Below are 17867 nucleotides of genomic sequence, written 5' to 3'. Positions count from 1 at the left end.
TTCAGCCCTCGAGCCGCCCACGCAGCGCGCTCCATCCCAGTTTGAGATAGTCGAATTTCTTGAGTTCAGGCCGTGCGCGAACCACGTCGTATCCGACCCGCTCGATCGCGCGCAGGATCGCGAGCCCGCCGCCGGCGAACATCACGATGTCGCGGCGCAGCCGCTTGTCCACGACGCGATGCAGCTCGCCGCCCTCCAGCAGCATCGCGCGCGCGACGCCCACTTCATGACGCATCAGTTCGATAAATTGCTTCGACGGCGTATGCGCCTCGAGCTCCGCCGCACTCACGCCAAACTTTTCCATGTCACGCCGCGGCAGATAGATTCGGCCCTTGGTCAGATCGATCGCGACGTCCTGCCAGAAATTCGCGAGCTGCAATCCGCTGCACACCAGGTCCGACAACCGTTGTCGCTCTGCGTCGCAATAACCGAACAGGTAGAGCACCAGCCGACCAACCGGATTCGCCGAATTGCGCGAGTACGCGAACAGATCGTCCAGCGTGTCGAACCCCTTGAAGTTTACGTCGGAGCGAAACGCCACGAGCAGATTCTTGAACGGCGCGCGCGGAATTTCGAAGCGGCGCACCGTGTCCGCGAGTGCGATAAACACCGGATGCCGCGGCGTGCCATCGTAGGCCCCGTCGAGTTGCCGCTCCCAATCATCGAGCATCGCGACATCGTGATGCTCATCCGCGAAATCGTCGGCCATCCGCGCGTACGCATAAATCGCGTACATGTGCGGCCGCATCTCGCGCGGCATCAGCCACGACGCGACGGTGAAGTTTTCGTAGTGCGATCGCGCCAGCCGCGCGCAGAATTCATACGCGCTCACGAGGTCGAAATCACCAGCCGGCGGCGCCGACGTTGGAATCGACGCCAGCGCGAACGCCGGGTTGATCTGCGGATTTGTTTGCACGCTGCCCATGATCTCAAGCCGCGACCGATTTCGCCGCGATCAGTTCTCGCGCCGCCGCGCGTGCCCATCCGTCCGTCTCCAGCAGGTCCTCGATCGTCCGCGCGGGCGCATTCGGATGACGCGCCATCACCGATTCGAGATGCCCCGGGATGTCGGCGAAACGCACTCTCCCGCCGAGAAATCCTGCCACCAATTCTTCATTCGCAGCGTTCAGGCAAGCCGGCATCGTGTGCCCCGCTTCGAGCGCGTCATAAGCGAGCCTCAAGCACGGAAAGCGCCCCAGGTCGGGGTCTTCAAATGTAAGTTTCGAGGTTTCAACCAGCGACAGCCGCTTCAGATGCGGCATCGGCAAGCGATCCGGATACGCAAGTGCGTACGCCACCGGAATCGCCATGTCGGGAATCGCCATCTCTGCGATCACCGACCCATCGACCATCTCGACCATCGAATGGATCACGCTCTGCGGATGAATCACCACGGAAATTTGCGCCGCGGTGAGATCGAACAGCCAGCGCGCCTCGATCACCTCGAGGCCCTTGTTCATCAGCGTCGCCGAATCGATCGTAATCTTGCTGCCCATCGTCCAGGTCGGATGCTTCAGCGCCTGCTCGATCGTAATCGACGCGAATCGATCGGCCGGCAGTTCGCGAAACGGCCCGCCCGACGCGGTGAGGATGATTCTCTTCAGCCCGGCGCGGCCGCGCCCTTCGAGGCACTGAAAGATCGCGTTGTGCTCGCTATCGACCGGCAACAGGCGCACGCGATTTTTCTCCACCGCGGCCGTGATCAACTCGCCCGCGATCACCAGCACTTCCTTGTTCGCAAACGCGATATCCTTGCCCGCGTTGATCGCCGCCAACGTCGGCCTGAGTCCCATCGCGCCGACCAGCGCCGACATCACCAGCTTCGATTCAGGATGCGTCGCGACCGCGATCGCGCCTTCGAGTCCATGAACGATCGTCACGCGTTCGCCGCCGATTCGTTCAGCGAGTTCCTTCGCGAGTTCCGGCGTCGCGACCGAAACCAGTTCGGGGCGAAACGCTTTGACTTGCTCGGCGAACAAATCCAGGTTGCGGCCAGCCGCCATCGCGACGATGCGAAATCGATCCTTGAAGCGGCCGACGACGTCCAGCGTCGTCACGCCCACCGAACCGGTCGAGCCTAGAATTGAAATCGCTTTCATCGCGCAAGCTCTAACGCGCCGACCGTTCCATTAGCCGCCGCCGAAAACGTCCGAGCGCCATCAGCGGAAAATAATGCGCATACAAATGGTAGCGAAGATAAAAATGATTCGGGAAACCGTTGCCGGTATGCTCCGTCTCGTCCCAAGCGCCGTCGTCGTTCTGCCGCTCTGAGAGCCACTGCGCGCCGCGCATCGCGGATTCGCTTACGTCGTCCTCGCCCGCGACCAGCGCAATCAATGCCCACGCGGTCTGCGACGCCGTACTCGTGCCGCGCCCGTGCCACGCCGGATCCTGGTCCGAGAGCGGGCTCTCGCCCCATCCGCCATCGGCGTTCTGCTTAGACTTAAGCCACGCGACCGCGCGCCTGATCCACGGCTGCTTCATATCGACGCCGATCGCGCGCAAGCCCGACAACGCCGACGAGGTTCCGTAGATGTAATTCACGCCCCACCGGCCCCACCATCCGCCGTGGCTCGATTGATTGCGCTTCAGCCATTCGATCGCGCGTTTGGCGACCGGATGATCGCTCCGATAGCCGACCGACGCCATCATGTCGAGCACGCGGCCGGTGAGATCGGGGCACGAGGGATCGGTGACCGCCTCGACGTCCGCGAGCGGCAAATGATTCATCCAGGTCGAATCGTTGTCGGCATCGAACGCGGCAAATCCGCCGTCCTTCGATTGCATCCCCATTACCCAGTTCGCGCCGGCGCGCATCGATCGTTCTTTCGCCGCCGCGTCACCCACGCTCGACTCGGCCAGCACCGAAAGTATCACCGCCGAATCGTCCACGTCGGGGTAGGAGTCGTTGTAGAACTGAAATGCCCATCCGCCCGCTTCGAGCGCTGGCCGCTTCACCGACCAATCGCCCTTATTGAAAATCTGGTGATCGATAAACCACGACGCCGCCTTGCGCAGCGCCGGATGATCTCCCGCAATTCCCGAGTCCAGCAATGCGCGCCCCGCCAACGCCGAGTCCCAGTTGGGCGAAACGCACGGCATGTATAGCGCGCTATCCGGAAAATCCCAGACGAGTTCGCGCGAAGCAGCGATCGCCTTTCTCAGCACCGGATGATCGTTGCGATAGCCAATCGCCTTGAGCGCCATCGCGCTCAGCAGATAGCACGGCTCGATTCCGCCCCACGAGCCGTTTTCATCCTGATGGTCGACGATCCATTCTTCCGTCTTGCGGATCGCACTAGCGCGCAGCGACGCAACATTGTGCTTGTCGTAAAGGCGTAGTCCCCGATCTCCAACGTTAAGCAAATTGCGCAGCGAGAGCAGCTTCTTGCCGCGCGGCTGCTTGAACTTCGTGAAATGCGGCGGCTGTATATACAGCTCCAGGATGCCCCTCTGATAGTCGATCTGCTTGGCCGGCCGAGCCGTCTGCATCAGCATCAAGGCCATCAGCGTGCCGCGCGCCCACGATCCCAATTCGTAAATGTTGATCGGAAACCAGTTCGGCAGCAGCACGATTTCGATCGGCAGCGCGGCGGTCGCGTCCCACGTGATCTGCCCCATCGCCGCCAGGTAGAAGCGGGCGAGCGTGCCGCAGTTCACGATTCCGCCCTTCGCCAGGATCCAGCGCCGCGCCTGCGCCATCGGTTCGTCGCCAGCCCGCATGCCCGTCAGCTTGAGCGCGAAGTAGGCCTCGATCGTGCTCGACAGATAGCCCTCGCCGCCCGGAAAGAGACTCCAGCTTCCGTCCGCGCTCTGCGTATCGAGCAGATATTTTTTGAGCCGCGCTTCGAGTTCGATATCGACCGTGTCCATGAAGTGGGTGAAGATGATGTACTCGGCGTTCATCTCCGCGTTCGCTTCGAGCGCGCCGTGCCAGTAGCCCTCGGGCTTCTGCAGCGCGAGCAGCGAATTTTGCGCGCGTTCGATCGTGTAATCGACCTTGGCCACGAACTCGTCGTGCGGCGACAGCGCCGCCATATTGTCGATAGAAATTGCCTGACTCATATTTCTCCCAGCTTGATCCTCATCCCGCTCCCGCCACCATCTTCCCGCATTGCCTGCGGCCCCTCCGACACGATCCGGCGCTCTGACAACGGTTGTCATGCGCGCGCGACTCGCCTCGAACGACCGCTACGGAATTACCGCGCACTTCAGCACCTCGCCGCGCTCGAGCATCGCAAATACTTCCGCCAGTTCGCTGAGCGAGCGCCGCGCATTCACGATCGCGCCAAATCCCGCCGTCCGCGCCGCCAGCAATTCAAACGCGCGCCGCACGTCGCGCGGACGAGAATGAAACGGCGCAATCAATGTCAGATTGTCGTAATGCATCCGGCGCGTATCGACGCTGAGCTTCGTGCCGGACGGACATCCGCCGAAAAACACCACCCGGCCGCCGCGACGCACCCGCGCGAGCGCATCCTCCCAGCCCTGAACCTGGCCGGTGCATTCGATTACGAGGTCCGGCCCGAAGCCGCCGTTGAGCCGCGCCACTTCCGCGATCGCACCGTCGCCGCGCGCATCGATCACCTCGTCGGCGCCCATTTCCGCGGCCCACTTGAGCCGCTGTGCGCCGCGTCCGAGCACCGCTACCTCGCGCACCCCCGACGCTTTCAGCCCGAGCATGTGCATCAGGCCGAATGCGCCTCCGCCAATAATCAGCACCGATTCCGATTTCTGCGGATGCGCCATTTCCTGCGCATGAATCACGCACGAGAGCGGTTCCAGCAGCGCGGCCTCCTCGAACGGCAATCCCACTGGCTTGATAAACGTGTTGCGCGCGACGACGTGCGCCGGCAGCAGCAGCAGGTCTGCGTACGCGCCCATCACCATCTTGTCCATCGCGAGCGCGCACAGATTTTCCTGCCCGTGTTGGCAGTAGAAGCAAATCCCGCACGGCGCAGTCGGCGCCGCCATCACTTCGTCGCCCGCCTTGAATGACTTCACGCCCGCGCCGGCTTCGACCACCACGCCTGAAAATTCGTGACCGAACGGCGTCGGCAGTTTCCAAATCGGATGACCGCGGCGAAATGTTTTCAGATCGGTGCCGCAGCTAAGCGCGCAGCGCACTTCGATCAACAGCTCGCCGGGCCCGGGACGCGGCGGCGTATAGTCGCGCAGCTCGAGACGCCCCAGCTCGACCAGCATCGCCTGGCGCGGTTGCTGATGCCCGATCGCGATTGCCGACAGCTCGCTCACAGCTTGCGCTCCACCACGAACGTCGCGAGATGCCTGAGCGGCTCGGCGCCGGCGTCGAAGCCCTTAAGCGCGCGATTAGCCCTGCTTTCGAGTTCGCGCGCCAAATCGACCGATCGTTCGATTCCCAATATCGCCGGATAGGTCGCCTTGCCGCGCTCCTGATCCTTCTGTGTGCGCTTGCCCATCTGTTCAGGCGTGCCTTGCACGTCGAGCAAATCATCCACGACCTGGAACGCGAGGCCGAGCGCCCGCGCGTACGCATCCAGCGATTCGATCTGCGATTCGTTCGCGCCGCCGAGCCGAGCGCCGCCGCGCACCGACGCCAAAAACAGTGCGCCCGTCTTCTTCGCGTGCAGTTCCTCGAGCTCGTCGATCGTCTTCGACTTGCCCTCGCCGAGCAGATCGATCACCTGCCCGCCGACCATCCCTGCCGAGCCTGCCGCGTTCGCCAGTTCCGCGATTGTCTCGAGCACGATCCTCGGCTCCGCGCTGTCCGGCGACTTGCGCACCAGCACCTCGAACGCGTCGGTCAGCAGGGCATCGCCAGCGAGCGTCGCGATCGCTTCGCCATAAACTTTGTGATTGGTCGGGCGTCCGCGCCGGAAATCGTCGTCGTCCATGCACGGCAGGTCGTCATGAATCAGCGAATAGGTGTGAATCATCTCGACTGCGCACGCGAGTCCCATCGCAGCTTCGATCTTTCCGCCCACCGCCTCGCACGACGCGAGCACCAGCACCGGCCGCAGCCGTTTGCCGCCCGCGAGCAAGCTGTAGCGCATCGCCTCGTACAGGCGCGCCGCCGCGCCCCGAGGCTCATCGATACTGGCCGCCAACTCCCGGTCGATCAGTTGGGCGCGCTCTTTCAGATAGCGATCGAGGTCGAACAATGCTTTTTCTTCTAGGCCACGTAGTGACGGACCATCCGCCACGAATCTTTCAGGTTCTTGCCGAAATCGAGCGCGACCGTGCCCTCGAATCCCGAATGCAGCTTGCAGTCGCGGCATCGGATGTCCTGCTTGGTCCGGTAATATTCCCAATCGGTCGCCGCGTGCATTTCTTCAAACGTCTTGTAATGCCCGTTGGTGATCAGGTAGCAGGGGCCCTTCCATCCTTGCGGATTGCGCGTCACCGTCGTCCACGGACTGCAGGTCAGATCGCGCTTGCCGACCAGGTAGTCGAGGTAGATCGGCGTGTTGACGATCTTGTAGTCGTTCGCCATGTCGCGAACCTTCATGAACTTGTGAGGCATCTCCTCTTTCTTGAGGTACACCTCGTCATTGCCCAGCACCTGGTAGTGATAGCCCGGGCTGAGCAGCATCCCATCCACCTTCAGCGTCGTCAGGAACTTGATCATGTCCTCGAGTTCCTCGCTGGTGGTCTCGCGGAAGACCGTCGTATTGGTCTGCACGCGATAGCCCTTCTCCTTCAGCATCTTGATCATCTTCACCACGATGTCGAAATGACCCTGGCGATCGGTCACGCGATCGTTGGTCTCGCGCATCCCGTCAAGATGGATATTGAAGCTCAAGTACGGGCTTGGCTCGACCTGTTTGACGAAGCGCTCGAGCAGGATCGCGTTGGTGCAGATCATCACGTGGCGCTTCTGCTGCTCGATCAATCCCTTGGTCAGCGGCGCGATATGCTTGTACATCAGCGGTTCGCCGCCGCAGATCGAAACGATCGGCGCGTTCGCTTCCTCCGCCGACCTGAGCGCCTCGTCGAGCGTCATCATGTCGCGAATCGTGTCCTTGTACTCGACGATTCGCCCGCAACCGATACAGGCGAGGTTGCACGCGTGCAGCGGTTCGAGCATCAACACCAACGGGAAATATTTCTCGCCCGCGCGCTTTTTGGAACCGATATACCGGCCGAGATCGATCATCTGTCTAAGCGGAATGCGCATCTTTGGATGTTCTCTCTACTCGTTCAGAAAATCAGGCAGCCGGATTGCCGCCTTCTGGCGATGGTTCCTTCGAGTCGCCGAACAGCCACTCCCCCACCATCGCGACTGCGCCCTCCGAATCCACCGCTTTGGCGCCCATGAACAGATGTTCGATCAATAAACCATTCAGCGCCGACAGCAGGAAACTGGTCGCCGCCTCGGGCGCGAAACGGCGAGTGCAGATGCCCTTTTCCTGCGACCGCGCTATCAGCTCGGTCAGCAAATCCCGGTAGCCGCTGTAGAGCCGCAGCACTTGTTCGTTGAGACTCTCCGACAGATGCGGATCGTGGAGCATCTGCGCCAGGAAGAAACGCACCGAACTCACATTCTCACGCACGAACAGCAGATAGAACTCGACCAGCTTCTGAATCTGGGCGCGCTCATCCAGGGCCCCCGCCTCTTCCGCAAAATCGATCACGTACGGCTCGAGCAATCGATTCAACACCGCGACGAACAGCTCTTCCTTGGTCTTGAAATGCCAGAAAATCAGCGCCTTGCTGACCCGCGCCTCGCGCGCGACCTCGGACATCGAGGTTTCATGAAATCCGCGATCGGCAAACAGATGCATCGCGGCTTTCAATATCTCGTCGCGTGAATCCTGCGACCCAGCCCGTTGCTCGATCCCTTTAGCCTGCGATGCGCCCATAGATGCCTGAAATCCTGCCCCTTATTTCGTAATTTGTGCCACCAATCTTCGCGCAAATCTTCACGATCGACCGCCCGGACTGACCGATTTGATCCTCCGCACCACCGATTAGCCTAACCATTCGGTCAAGAGGCAACTCTACCGTCCATATCAGATAAGTCAAGCTACCGTCCGAGCGGTCAGTCGGTCAGAAAGGTCGATTTTAGGGAATTTCCGCCGATGCTCAAGTTACCTTCGGCATATCGACGTCCTCGCCGCCAATCGTCGCCGATTCTCGTGCAGCCGCGATCATGCCAATCGCCGCGCCGGCCTCGGCAAGATTCTGCCGCGCGACAATCGAATCGGGACCTGTTGCAACCGCCTGCTCGAACTCCTCGGCCACGCCGCCGAACCACGCCGGATGGTACGAATCGGCGGCGACGTCAGGCGCCGACAGATCTTCTGTGCTCCCGTCCATTTTGCTCAGGATGACCCGGTCACCTTCTATTACCATAAGCCCGAGCGCACCCAGGATTTTCGCCGACGTTCGGCGGCTCGATGCGCGCCACGAAAGATGGGACTTCGCGGTTACGCCGTTCTCAAACAGGATATTCACTCTTGCCACTTCGTCCACCTCGCAACCAGCCGGCGTCTCGAGGCGCGCGGAAATCGAGAAGGGTGTGGCGCCGCCCAGCAGCCAGTGCATCAGGTAGAAAACGTGCCAGCCATGATCGATCAGGATTCCGCCGCCCGACGCCGACGACGTTCGCCACTTGCCGCCAGCGCCGCCCGCGCCCGCGGGCTCGGTGCGCAGTCGATCGATCGTGATGGACCAAACTTCACCGAGACGCCCTTGCTCGATCGCGCGCCGCGCCGCCGCATACGGCGGCGCATACTTCCAGTTGTGCACGCACATCAGCACGCGGCGTTTTTCGACCGCCAGGCGCTTCAACCGATGGAATTCCCCGAAATCGAGGCAGAGCGGCTTTTCGACCAGTACGTGCGCGCCGGCCTCGAGCGCCGCGCGAATCGAACGGGCGTGCAGCGCCGGCGGACTCGCGATATCGACGAAGTCCACCGCCTCGCCGTCGAGCATCAAGCGGAGATCGTCATAAACCCGGACACTCTTGATCAGCCGAATTGCCTCATGCCTGCGCTCGGCAACCGGATCGTGCACCGCGCTGATATTCACGTTGTCGCGCGTGCACCATCCCGGCAGATGAGCCCTTGCCGCGACCTCGCCGAATCCCGATATTGCGCCCCTCAGTTTCATCGCCACCAGCGCCGATCAGTCTGAGTGAAAGCGCGATAGCGGGCAACCGAGGGGCGTTCGTTTATTCAGGATGGCGAACGGCTATTCGATTTTGGGCGAGCCGGTTGATTAGGCCAATCAGATTTCGTCGCGGATAATTCGCGTCGCGATCACCAGCGTCGTTGCGCCTGCGGTGGACATCAGGATCGCGCCGACGAAGTTATGCGCCTGCACGCCAAGGATCGCGAAAATCATCCCGCCCACGATTCCGCCGACCAAGCCAAGCGCGATATCCGCCATCACGCCGTAGCCGTTGCCATTGACGATCTTGCCGGCGAGCCAGCCCGAGATTAGTCCGATAAAAATCCATGCGAACATGTCGCTTAACCCTCCCTGTCAGGACGCGGATGCCGTGATCCGCCGCTGCTCTTGAGGGAGAGCAAGAGCGCTGCCACGTCGCGACGACCCGCGAGCGCGCGAGCATCTGCGATTTTCCCATCTCTCCGGCTTGTTTCGAGCGCGATCTGAATCTAACGCCAGCAGCTCAGATGCCGTGATTCGACTGCACCGCCATCCTACCGCTGCGTCGCGACGATGCTCGCGGCTCGTTAATCCGCCTCGAGCATCACGATTGCCGCCGCCGCCATTCCGTCGCCGCGACCCAGCGCGCCGATTCCTTCCGGACTCGACGCCTTCACATTGATCGTCGATTGGTCCGCCTCGAGCGCCGCCGCGATTCGCCCGCGCATCGCATCCAGGTACGGCTTCAGGCGCGGTGCCTGCGCAAATATCGTAAGGTCCGCGTTGCCGAGGCGCCATCCGCGCTCGCGCGCAAGTTTGCCGACCTGCGCGAGCAGCGCGATCGAGTCCGCATCCTTGTACTGCGGATCGCTGTCCGGGAAATGACGCCCCAAGTCGCCCGCACCGATCGCCCCCAGGATCGCGTTGGCGAGCGCGTGCGCCGCTACGTCGGCGTCCGAATGCCCGCGCAGCCCCTTCTCATGCGCGATCTCGACTCCGCCGAGCACCAGCCGCCGGCCCGCTTCGAGCGGATGAAAGTCGAATCCGTTGCCTACGCGGAACCGCATCGATCTCCTTCGGCCGCAGTGAATTTGGCTGCATCGGCATTTCCACCCCATGTCGCTGCGTTGACAAGCGCGATTTCAGCGGACAAGCTTTTCACATCGCACCCTCAGGAGGCCGCGCCGCGATGCCCGCATTTGTCAAAACCCCCAGATTCATCTTAGGCGCCATCCTCGTCCTCTGGGTTTTGTACGTCATCTACGCGAACTATCAGTTCGACCTGATCAAGTTCTACCTGTTGCCGTTCGGCGTCTTCGTCGGGATGAGAGTGTCGAGCCTGATCCTCGCTTCCGCGATCTTCGGCGCCGCCGTGACGCTGGTCATTCAATGGCTCTGGCGCCGCGACGTAAACAGCGTGTCTTCCGTCACCGCGCCGCCCGCGTCCGCGCCCAGCGTTTCGGTTCCGCCGACCAACAAGACCATCGCCTGAGCGCCTTTTTCGAGTAGATTCGTCGCCGCCGGTCCGATCAGCAGCCCGTCCGACAGCGACATCGAACTCAAAATTCCCGACCCCTGATTGCCGGTCGGCGTCGCCACGATTTGATCGCCGTCGCGCGCGAGCTTCACTCGCACAAACTCGGTCAGGTCCTTCGCGATTTTGATATCGACGCCGCATCGCGCCCGCACCCGCGGCAGCCCAACGTCGCGCCGGCCGCCCATCTTCAGAATCGCGGGGCGCGCGTAAAGATAGAAGCAGACCAGCGTCGAGACCGGATTCCCCGGCAAACCGAAAATCGGCCGGTAGCCACAAGTGCCGAACTTGAGCGGACGCCCCGGCCGCTGTGCGACGCCATGAAACAACTGCTTCATCCCGAGCGCGTCGAGCGCGCCCTTGACGTGATCGAACTGCCCGACCGACACGCCGCCGGTCGAGAGCACCACGTCGAACGTCATCGCCTCGGCGAGCCGCGCGGTGATCTCGTCGCGCTCGTCGCGCGCCACTTTCAGGATCGTCGGCAGGCCGCCGCATTCAAGCGTCGCACCCGCCAACGCGTATGCGCTCGAGTTCACGACCTGCGCGCCCACGGGCGGCTGATCGACATCCACCAGCTCGTCGCCCGTCGCAACGATTGCGACCCGCGGACGCCGATTCACCTCGACCATCGCGCGATTCACCGACGCGAGCATCCCGAGGTCCGCCGGCGTGAGCCGTTTCCCCACCGACATCACCAACTGCCCAAGCTTGAGATCCTCGCCGCGCGGCCGGATGAACGATCGCGCCTCGGCCGGCGCCAGGATCTCGACGCTATCGCCGCCGCCGCGCGTGCGCTCGACCTGGATTATCGCGTCGGCGCCTTCCGCGATCGGCGCACCGGTCATCGTGCGCACCGCCTCTCCGGCCTTGACCCGGCGCGTCGGTATCTGCCCCGCGCCCACGGTCTCGACCACGGCCAGCCTGACCGGATTGCTCTCCGACGCACTCGCGATATCGGCCGCGCGCACCGCGTAGCCATCCATCGCGGAGTTGTCGAAGCCCGGGATATCGCGCGAGGAGCGGATCTCCTCGGCCAGCATCCTGCCGAGCGCATCGACCATCGCGACCCGCTCGACGCCGAGCGGACTCACATTGTCGAGCACGATTTGGAGAGCTTCGTCAGCGCTGATCATCTGGTCCTTCAGGATACCCGCGCGGCGCGAATGATTGAAACATCCCGGAATTGATCTGCCCGAAATGAAGTGTGCGGCAGTAATCGATCCCTGCCGCACACCTCTTTCTAGCTGTTCTTACTTACTTCGCCGAGCTGGTTGCGGTCCGGCTACTTCCACTTGCAGATAACCCCGTCGTTCCCGGAAGCCGCGGGAGGAAGGTTGCAAGACCACGAATCAGGTCTCGGACGCGCTACCCCGAACACCGCGCCGTTTTTGTTTAGCTCGATGTCGCAGGGATGGCAGTCGGTGTTCCCGTTTATGCACTTCCCCGCCCCTCCATACCACTTGGAATAGTCGTATATCCCGGGCAGCGTGCTGCATACCGGAATGGGTGCCAAGGGCGTAATCGGGATGTTGGTGCCGCCTGGCGCGATGATGACTCGGTAGGCTTTCGCGTCGCCACCGTAAACCTGCGGATCGTTGGGCCACGAATACGCCTTGGGCAATACCTCGTGAATGGTGTCGTCGCCGATGCAGTCGCGCTTGTCCGTGCTGACATCGTCGCAATTGCCGAACGGAGGCTGTGTGGATTTGAAGACTGTACCGTTGACCGGATCTCTATAGTTGTAAGGAAAGGTACAAACTTTTTCGGGACAGGTGTTCTTCTTGATGAATGCCCGGCCCTGGCAGGTATGGTCGAGTTTAGAGCCTGGATTATCCCAACACGAACCCGCCACCGGACAGTCACTGTCTTTAGTGCACTTCTGGCCGTATTGCGTAGGATCGCCGAGACAAAAAGCCTTCCACTTATAGCACTTCGAATCGCGATCGCTGGCGTCGCAGCTCTTATCCGGCGGTGTCGGGTAGGCGTATCTAGCGCAATTCGAGAAGCAGGCCACCGTCCCATCTCCTCCCTTCGGTTTGCGGTCGTTCGCTACGATCACAAATGCATACAAGCCGGTCGTGAGATCCGATCGCTTGAGCCGAAAATCGGGGTCGCATTTGCCCGCTGCCCGAAGATCCTTGCCGTGTTGGCTGAGCGGGTAGTTTTCCGCCAGCCATCCGATATCGTGACCGCCTTGCGCGTCAAACGGATCTTTTGGGCTGCCGCCGAGCGGCTGGATGTCCATGTTCAGATTCACTCCATCCACCGCGCTGATATCCGGGGAATCCTTGAAGTACTTGATCTTGTGATCGCCGCTCTCAACTGGCTCGTAGAAGGTCCACTCCGAAACTGTTGTCCCGACTGATGCTCCCAGCTTGGCCTTGCTGCAATCGTACTTGCCGCCGCAGCCGCCTGTCTCGCACTGCGCCCGATCCGACGCGACATCATATCGACAACCAGTTCTCGCCCAGAGCCGTGGACCTACACTGCCTTCGGGTTTGGTATTTTCCCATTGCGGCGGTATGTCGATGGTCAGAACGTTTGCGTTGTTGGGCGATCCCGCAGGTTTCAGCACCCAGGTCTTCTCGCGCGGCAATACCGGAGTGAGTGGTGTTCCGAATCTCGCAGCGGCGTTCGCAGCTCCCAGCATGGTCTGGCTCGAACAGTTGACCAACTGGATCACTCGATGCGCTCCGCCTTGCGGCACCGGAACCGGCAGGTTCTTCAAACAAGGATCAGGCGGCGCGCCCTTCAGACGTCTCTGCGGCTGGCCTGCAACTTCTGCCTGAACCGACGGCTCTGCCGTTGAGAAGATTCCTGGTTCATTCAGCGATCGGTTCGCTACCTCAGTTAGCTCGTCAGCGCGGGCGCTACTAGGTCCTGCAAGCTGGATAGCCCAACCGAATGCCATCGCCAGCAGCGCGACACTTACAATCGAGTAACTCACTCGACTTCGCCCGTTGCGCCAGGTTGTCAGACCTCGAAGAGTCACCATACTCGATGCTCCAGCCAAACGTTCGATATTTCTCCCAAACTTCGCTTGCATCCGAATTTCAATCCTGGGTGCGCTCGACGCCCGTTTGCGGGGTTAATCGTTCGACCTCATGCCACACCCTGCTAGATCTCGTCACTACGGCGTTACGCAGTCCTTCGGCTCGGCGGCCGGATTGTAGTGCGGGAACTTACCGTCCTTTCCCGCGTCCTGAACCCGAGTCACTGTGCTGCTATCGATAACCGATACCAGTTTGCCATCGAGCGTTGGTGTCGCCGGAGTGCCGTATGCGACGTAAGGATCCGGACAGTTGGACGCCGCCGGAGCCCAGCTTGGATCGTTCAAAGTGACGGCGTAGCTAAAGCACCCCTCAGCCGGACACACATAGTAACTCTCGCCTCCTGTCTTCGAGGGACAAAAGTACGGATCTGTGGTTGCTCCCGTACATGCACCCAGCGGCGAAGGTCCGAGCGCGTTGGCCCTGGTCTGTGCGACGTTGAAGAAGAGCCAGCCCGTAGTCGGATCATAGAAATACTTGTCCAGCACCGGCTTCCCTCCGGAAACGAGACACGAGGGATTGGTACAGGTCGAATCGGCCTCTTCCAAGGTCTTCTTCGAGTAGATGCACAGCTTGCGCGTGGTGTCTTTCTTGTCCGCACCCGCCGGGCAGGTATCACTCAGCAACGGAAACACTCCAACCGATGGACAGGTCTGGTTCTTGACATAGTTTTGATGGTCAATATTGAAGCAAGACTCGGTCTTGGTCAGTCCATTGGCCTGGCCATCCAACTGGTTGTAGGCCGTCCTGATTAGCTGATCGGCAGGATCGACGCCACCTCCGCCCCAAGATCTGTAGCCTTGAGTAACGGTTAAAGCGCCTTCCTTAGGATGTCCATTCTGTGCGTTGGTGCCAGTGCCTTGATAGCAGATACCCACCCGCACGTAGAAAGGCGTGTCTTCCGTGATGTTAGGCTTCACGACGTCCGCCAAGCCTACATGCACGACCGCAGGGAGGCCCGCGCTCGCGCTTACGGTGTAGCCATAACCAGACTGCACCTTAGGCTCCCAAATCCCTTGCGCATCGCGGCCGTCCAGAACCATGACTGGATGTTGAAGGAGCGCTCCGCTGAATTCTGTCGAGTCCTTGGTGAATGAAATTTTCTGCTCGTGCCGTTTGTCATCAACCTTCGCGTCCGGTGCGGGCGGATTCGGAAATAGCGCCTCGAATTCGAGCGCTCCTACTTCTCCTGGCGACAGGTTCGCGCTGGCGCGTCCCTCGAGCTTCGCATCCTGTTTCCCAGTTGCCTGGCACTCATCAACTGAACCGCCGGGATCGCCGCCCGCGGCATTCAGCTCCAGGTTGTTGAGCGAAATTGGATGCAGGTGCCCGTCCAAGGTCGTATCGCTGATTGCCTTGACCTTGTAGCGGCTAAGCGTCCCGTCGAGATCGATAATTGCAGTGTTCTTGTCGCCATCCAGGAAGCCGGAAATCTTGACCTGATCAGTATATACCTGATGCCGAAAATCCGTCTTGTCCCAGACCAGGTCCTTACTTGCGGTCGCGGTCGGATAGGAGCTTTGATTGCCCTGAAACCATCCCAACGCGGCATCACCTTCGTACACTCCGCTAGGAGGCGGAGGAGTTGGCGGCGGCGGAGTGCTGAGAAAAGCTGCGTCGGTGGTCGTCAGCAGATTGGTTGGATCGACTTTGAAATTGACGAAGCGGTCATGGAATATCAGCGCCGGACCGTCATAGATCATGTATCCGGCCAGGTTCCATCGGTTGTCGGGGTAACCGTTGCCGATTAGGTCGCCGCCGGTGCCTGTCGAGCCTTTCTTGGCGGTTGTCTTGTCGATGCAACCGAATCTACCGCCGCCTGCCTGGGAAAAATTGGCAATATTCCTGATGCCCGGGCATGGTCCAAAACGATCGACGTTATTCTGGCTGACTCCTACTACTACCGCATCTTTAAACAGCGAATAGATTCCGGGATAGTTGCCGTCAGGGCCTCCGGAAGTCACCAGCGACACGCTATCCCGATTAGTCGCGAGCCGGGCATCCCTTACGGTGTAGAAATTAGGTCGCAACCAAAGCCCCCGATTGCGGTTACGCGTCGCTACGATTCCGGTGAATTCTCCGACCACCGGATGGCTGGTCGACGACTTTACTCCGTTCTGATAGGGCTGCAGCGCTTCCGCTGTGATATCCTGCTGGTCACCGCTGTAGAGTCCGGAATCGCAGCCGTGAACGCGATTGTCGGTGAATTCTCCGTGCGGATCGCCTAAGCCGGCGTAGGTGCCGACCGGGATGAATTTCTTGCTGCCCAAGGGTCCTCTCGAAGGTGGCACGTACCAGTAGCCCTTGCCTTCTCCCTGGCACCCACCTATCGAATTGGCACTCAGCTTGGCACTCGGATTGACAATCCAGAATCCTGATGGGGGCTCGAGGTAGTAGTCTGTCGATTTACATGGAGGGGTCGATGGGTCAGCTGGAAGAAAGGAGCCGTTATCGGCACCGTTCGGATCGCCAAACTTGAAGCATTGGCCCGCCGTCCCATTCGACGGATCGTCGGTGTCGCGAATCTTGAACGCATCGAACGGCAGTTTGTTGGTAGCCAGGTTGAGTGGATCGACCAGGTAGTCGCCCGGCCACCAGTAAGCCTTGATCAGGCCGTCCCTCTTGTATCCGGTGTTATCGGTCGCGTTGAAGGAGTCGTTGATGTCGAACGAATTGCTCATCGCGCCCAGGCCCAAATTGTGGGTGAACGTGATGTTATCCTCGTCGCCGATTTCCTCGTAGAAGATGTGCCCGACGATCCGCGCGCACACGTTATTCGTGATAGTCAGATTCTGGGTCGAATGTACGGTGATGCACTTGTTGTAGCTATGATGGATGCTATTCGCGTTGAGCAGCACCTTCGATCCGCTCTTCACCACGTCGCCATCCATATGGAAATGCAAAGGATAGCTCCCAAGCTTTTCCTTGCCAAACTTCTCGATTTCGACTCCCTGGATCGATACCTCCGCAAAGCCCGCGATGAACCGCGTTTCTCCGCCCCAATGATTGTCAATTCCCGCGGCCGGCGTGTCCGAGTTTAGCTTGATGTTGCGGCTGATAAGCGCCACTTCGGCTCGCTCGTCAACGCCAAAGTTCCTATCCTCCTTGTCGCAAAAAGAAGCCGGAACCAGCGCGCCATTCTTGTCCTTGCAGGTGCTGACTGTCCCCTTGGTCGGCGGCAACGAACCGAAATGGTAGAACTTGAGCGGCGTGAATGGTGAAAGGTTAACGATCCGGCCTGCCGCCGTCAGTGCGCCGAAGCTCAGAATAGTTACGAACTCGGTCTCGAACGGACTGAAGCCAGTGCCTGCGACCGCTATCACATCGTTCGCCTGCCATGCGTTCGGTTTCACTGTTACGTCGTCAGCCACCACGATCTGGGTGGGTGATTTCGCCGGGCGCTTGACGTTGTGGGCCGCGTCGTAGGTTATCGGACCTGCCGCGTCTGCGAGATTGGTCCAACTCACACCTTTGGCAGGCGCTCCTTTCGCCCCAAACATCCGAAGCGTACCGCCCTTCTCGACCTGGATTCCCTTGGTATAGCCGGGACAACTGTTGTTGGTGCAGGTGGGATCTTTAGGTCCTTTGAAGGTAAACTTCACCACCGTCGCAGGATTGATGGTGCCGATCGGGCACACCGGGTTACCAACTTCAAAGGTGCCGAACACATCCATACCGGTAGTATGGACTTTCACAGGCAATTGCGCTGTCCGATCGAACACCTTGAGTGCGCTGCCAGCGTTAATCGTGATCCGCCCCATCGTCATCGCCGCCTGATCTACATAGGCAGTGACGCCGCTGCCGGCGCAGTCTCCCGTTCCAGTTGCGCCCCCGATTATCACCGTTTTGGCCGTATCGCTGCCGATACACTTGGACAGCTTTGCCAATCCGGAGGGCACCTCGCATTCTGCCGCTGCTAAACGACCTGTCCGCGGGGGAGGGTCAGTCGGTACTCCATCACGACCACGGTGGTGATGGCGAGCGCCATGATGCGCGCGACGTTCGCCGGGAAGGCGGCTGCCACTCATAACGTTCAGCGGGACCAGTAGCATCGCGAGCAGGCTAAGCCAGACAAGCGACGCTCTGAACGACAGGCGCCGCGGCAATTGCCTTCCTTCGCTGGAAATACCCGGCACTTCTGATCCTTTCGTGAAACTAGGTTTGGTCATCGAAGCTGCCCTCAT

13 protein-coding genes are annotated in these 17867 nt (G+C 60.6%); all 13 read right to left on the bottom strand.

What is annotated here, in order from left to right; translation table 11 throughout:
* Nucleotide 1 precedes the first annotated feature (1 nt).
* Complete coding sequence (gene hpnC / locus Q7S58_RS00365; RefSeq protein WP_304819629.1) at nt 2-925, bottom strand: squalene synthase HpnC; 924 nt, start codon at nt 923-925, stop codon at nt 2-4.
* Nucleotides 926-929: 4 nt separating this feature from the next.
* Complete coding sequence (locus tag Q7S58_RS00360) at nt 930-2099, bottom strand: 1-deoxy-D-xylulose-5-phosphate reductoisomerase (protein WP_304819627.1); 1170 nt, start codon at nt 2097-2099, stop codon at nt 930-932.
* 10 nt (nt 2100-2109) lie between these two features.
* Entirely contained in the window at nt 2110-4065 is a 1956-nt protein-coding gene (gene shc, locus Q7S58_RS00355) for a squalene--hopene cyclase (RefSeq protein ID WP_304819625.1), read from the bottom strand.
* A gap of 126 nt (nt 4066-4191) precedes the next feature.
* The gene (locus tag Q7S58_RS00350; RefSeq protein WP_304819624.1) at nt 4192-5256 is read right to left on the bottom strand and encodes a zinc-binding dehydrogenase; all 1065 of its coding nucleotides are present in this window, start codon (nt 5254-5256) and stop codon (nt 4192-4194) included.
* On the bottom strand, nt 5253-6143 hold the full coding sequence (locus tag Q7S58_RS00345) for a polyprenyl synthetase family protein (RefSeq protein WP_304819622.1): 891 nt from the start codon (nt 6141-6143) through the stop codon (nt 5253-5255). The genes Q7S58_RS00350 and Q7S58_RS00345 overlap by 4 nt, the downstream gene beginning before the upstream one ends.
* 11 nt (nt 6144-6154) lie before the next feature.
* Nucleotides 6155-7159, bottom strand: coding sequence for an adenosyl-hopene transferase HpnH (hpnH, locus tag Q7S58_RS00340; protein ID WP_304819620.1), 1005 nt, complete (start codon nt 7157-7159; stop codon nt 6155-6157).
* A gap of 31 nt (nt 7160-7190) precedes the next feature.
* A complete protein-coding gene (locus tag Q7S58_RS00335; protein ID WP_304819618.1) occupies nt 7191-7844 on the bottom strand; it encodes a TetR/AcrR family transcriptional regulator in 654 nt (217 codons plus the stop codon).
* A 223-nt stretch (nt 7845-8067) separates the two neighbouring features.
* Complete coding sequence (locus Q7S58_RS00330; protein ID WP_304819616.1) at nt 8068-9096, bottom strand: Gfo/Idh/MocA family protein; 1029 nt, start codon at nt 9094-9096, stop codon at nt 8068-8070.
* 117 nt (nt 9097-9213) lie between these two features.
* Entirely contained in the window at nt 9214-9453 is a 240-nt protein-coding gene (locus tag Q7S58_RS00325; RefSeq protein WP_304819614.1) for a hypothetical protein, read from the bottom strand.
* A 230-nt stretch (nt 9454-9683) separates the two neighbouring features.
* Entirely contained in the window at nt 9684-10163 is a 480-nt protein-coding gene (gene ispF / locus Q7S58_RS00320) for a 2-C-methyl-D-erythritol 2,4-cyclodiphosphate synthase (protein ID WP_304819612.1), read from the bottom strand.
* A 319-nt stretch (nt 10164-10482) separates the two neighbouring features.
* Nucleotides 10483-11766 carry a gephyrin-like molybdotransferase Glp gene (gene glp / locus Q7S58_RS00315; RefSeq protein WP_304819610.1) on the bottom strand — a complete coding sequence of 428 codons (1284 nt, stop codon included), beginning with the start codon at nt 11764-11766 and terminating at the stop codon, nt 10483-10485.
* A 149-nt stretch (nt 11767-11915) separates the two neighbouring features.
* Nucleotides 11916-13580 (bottom strand): thaumatin family protein, encoded by a 1665-nt coding sequence (locus Q7S58_RS00310; protein WP_304819608.1) that lies wholly within the window; start codon nt 13578-13580, stop codon nt 11916-11918.
* A gap of 183 nt (nt 13581-13763) precedes the next feature.
* On the bottom strand, nt 13764-17852 hold the full coding sequence (locus Q7S58_RS00305; RefSeq protein WP_304819606.1) for a G8 domain-containing protein: 4089 nt from the start codon (nt 17850-17852) through the stop codon (nt 13764-13766).
* Nucleotides 17853-17867 lie beyond the last annotated feature (15 nt).

The organism is Candidatus Binatus sp. (assembly GCF_030646925.1).
GTDB lineage: Bacteria > Desulfobacterota > Binatia > Binatales > Binataceae > Binatus.
This window is presented reverse-complemented; position numbering and strand designations above follow the sequence as displayed.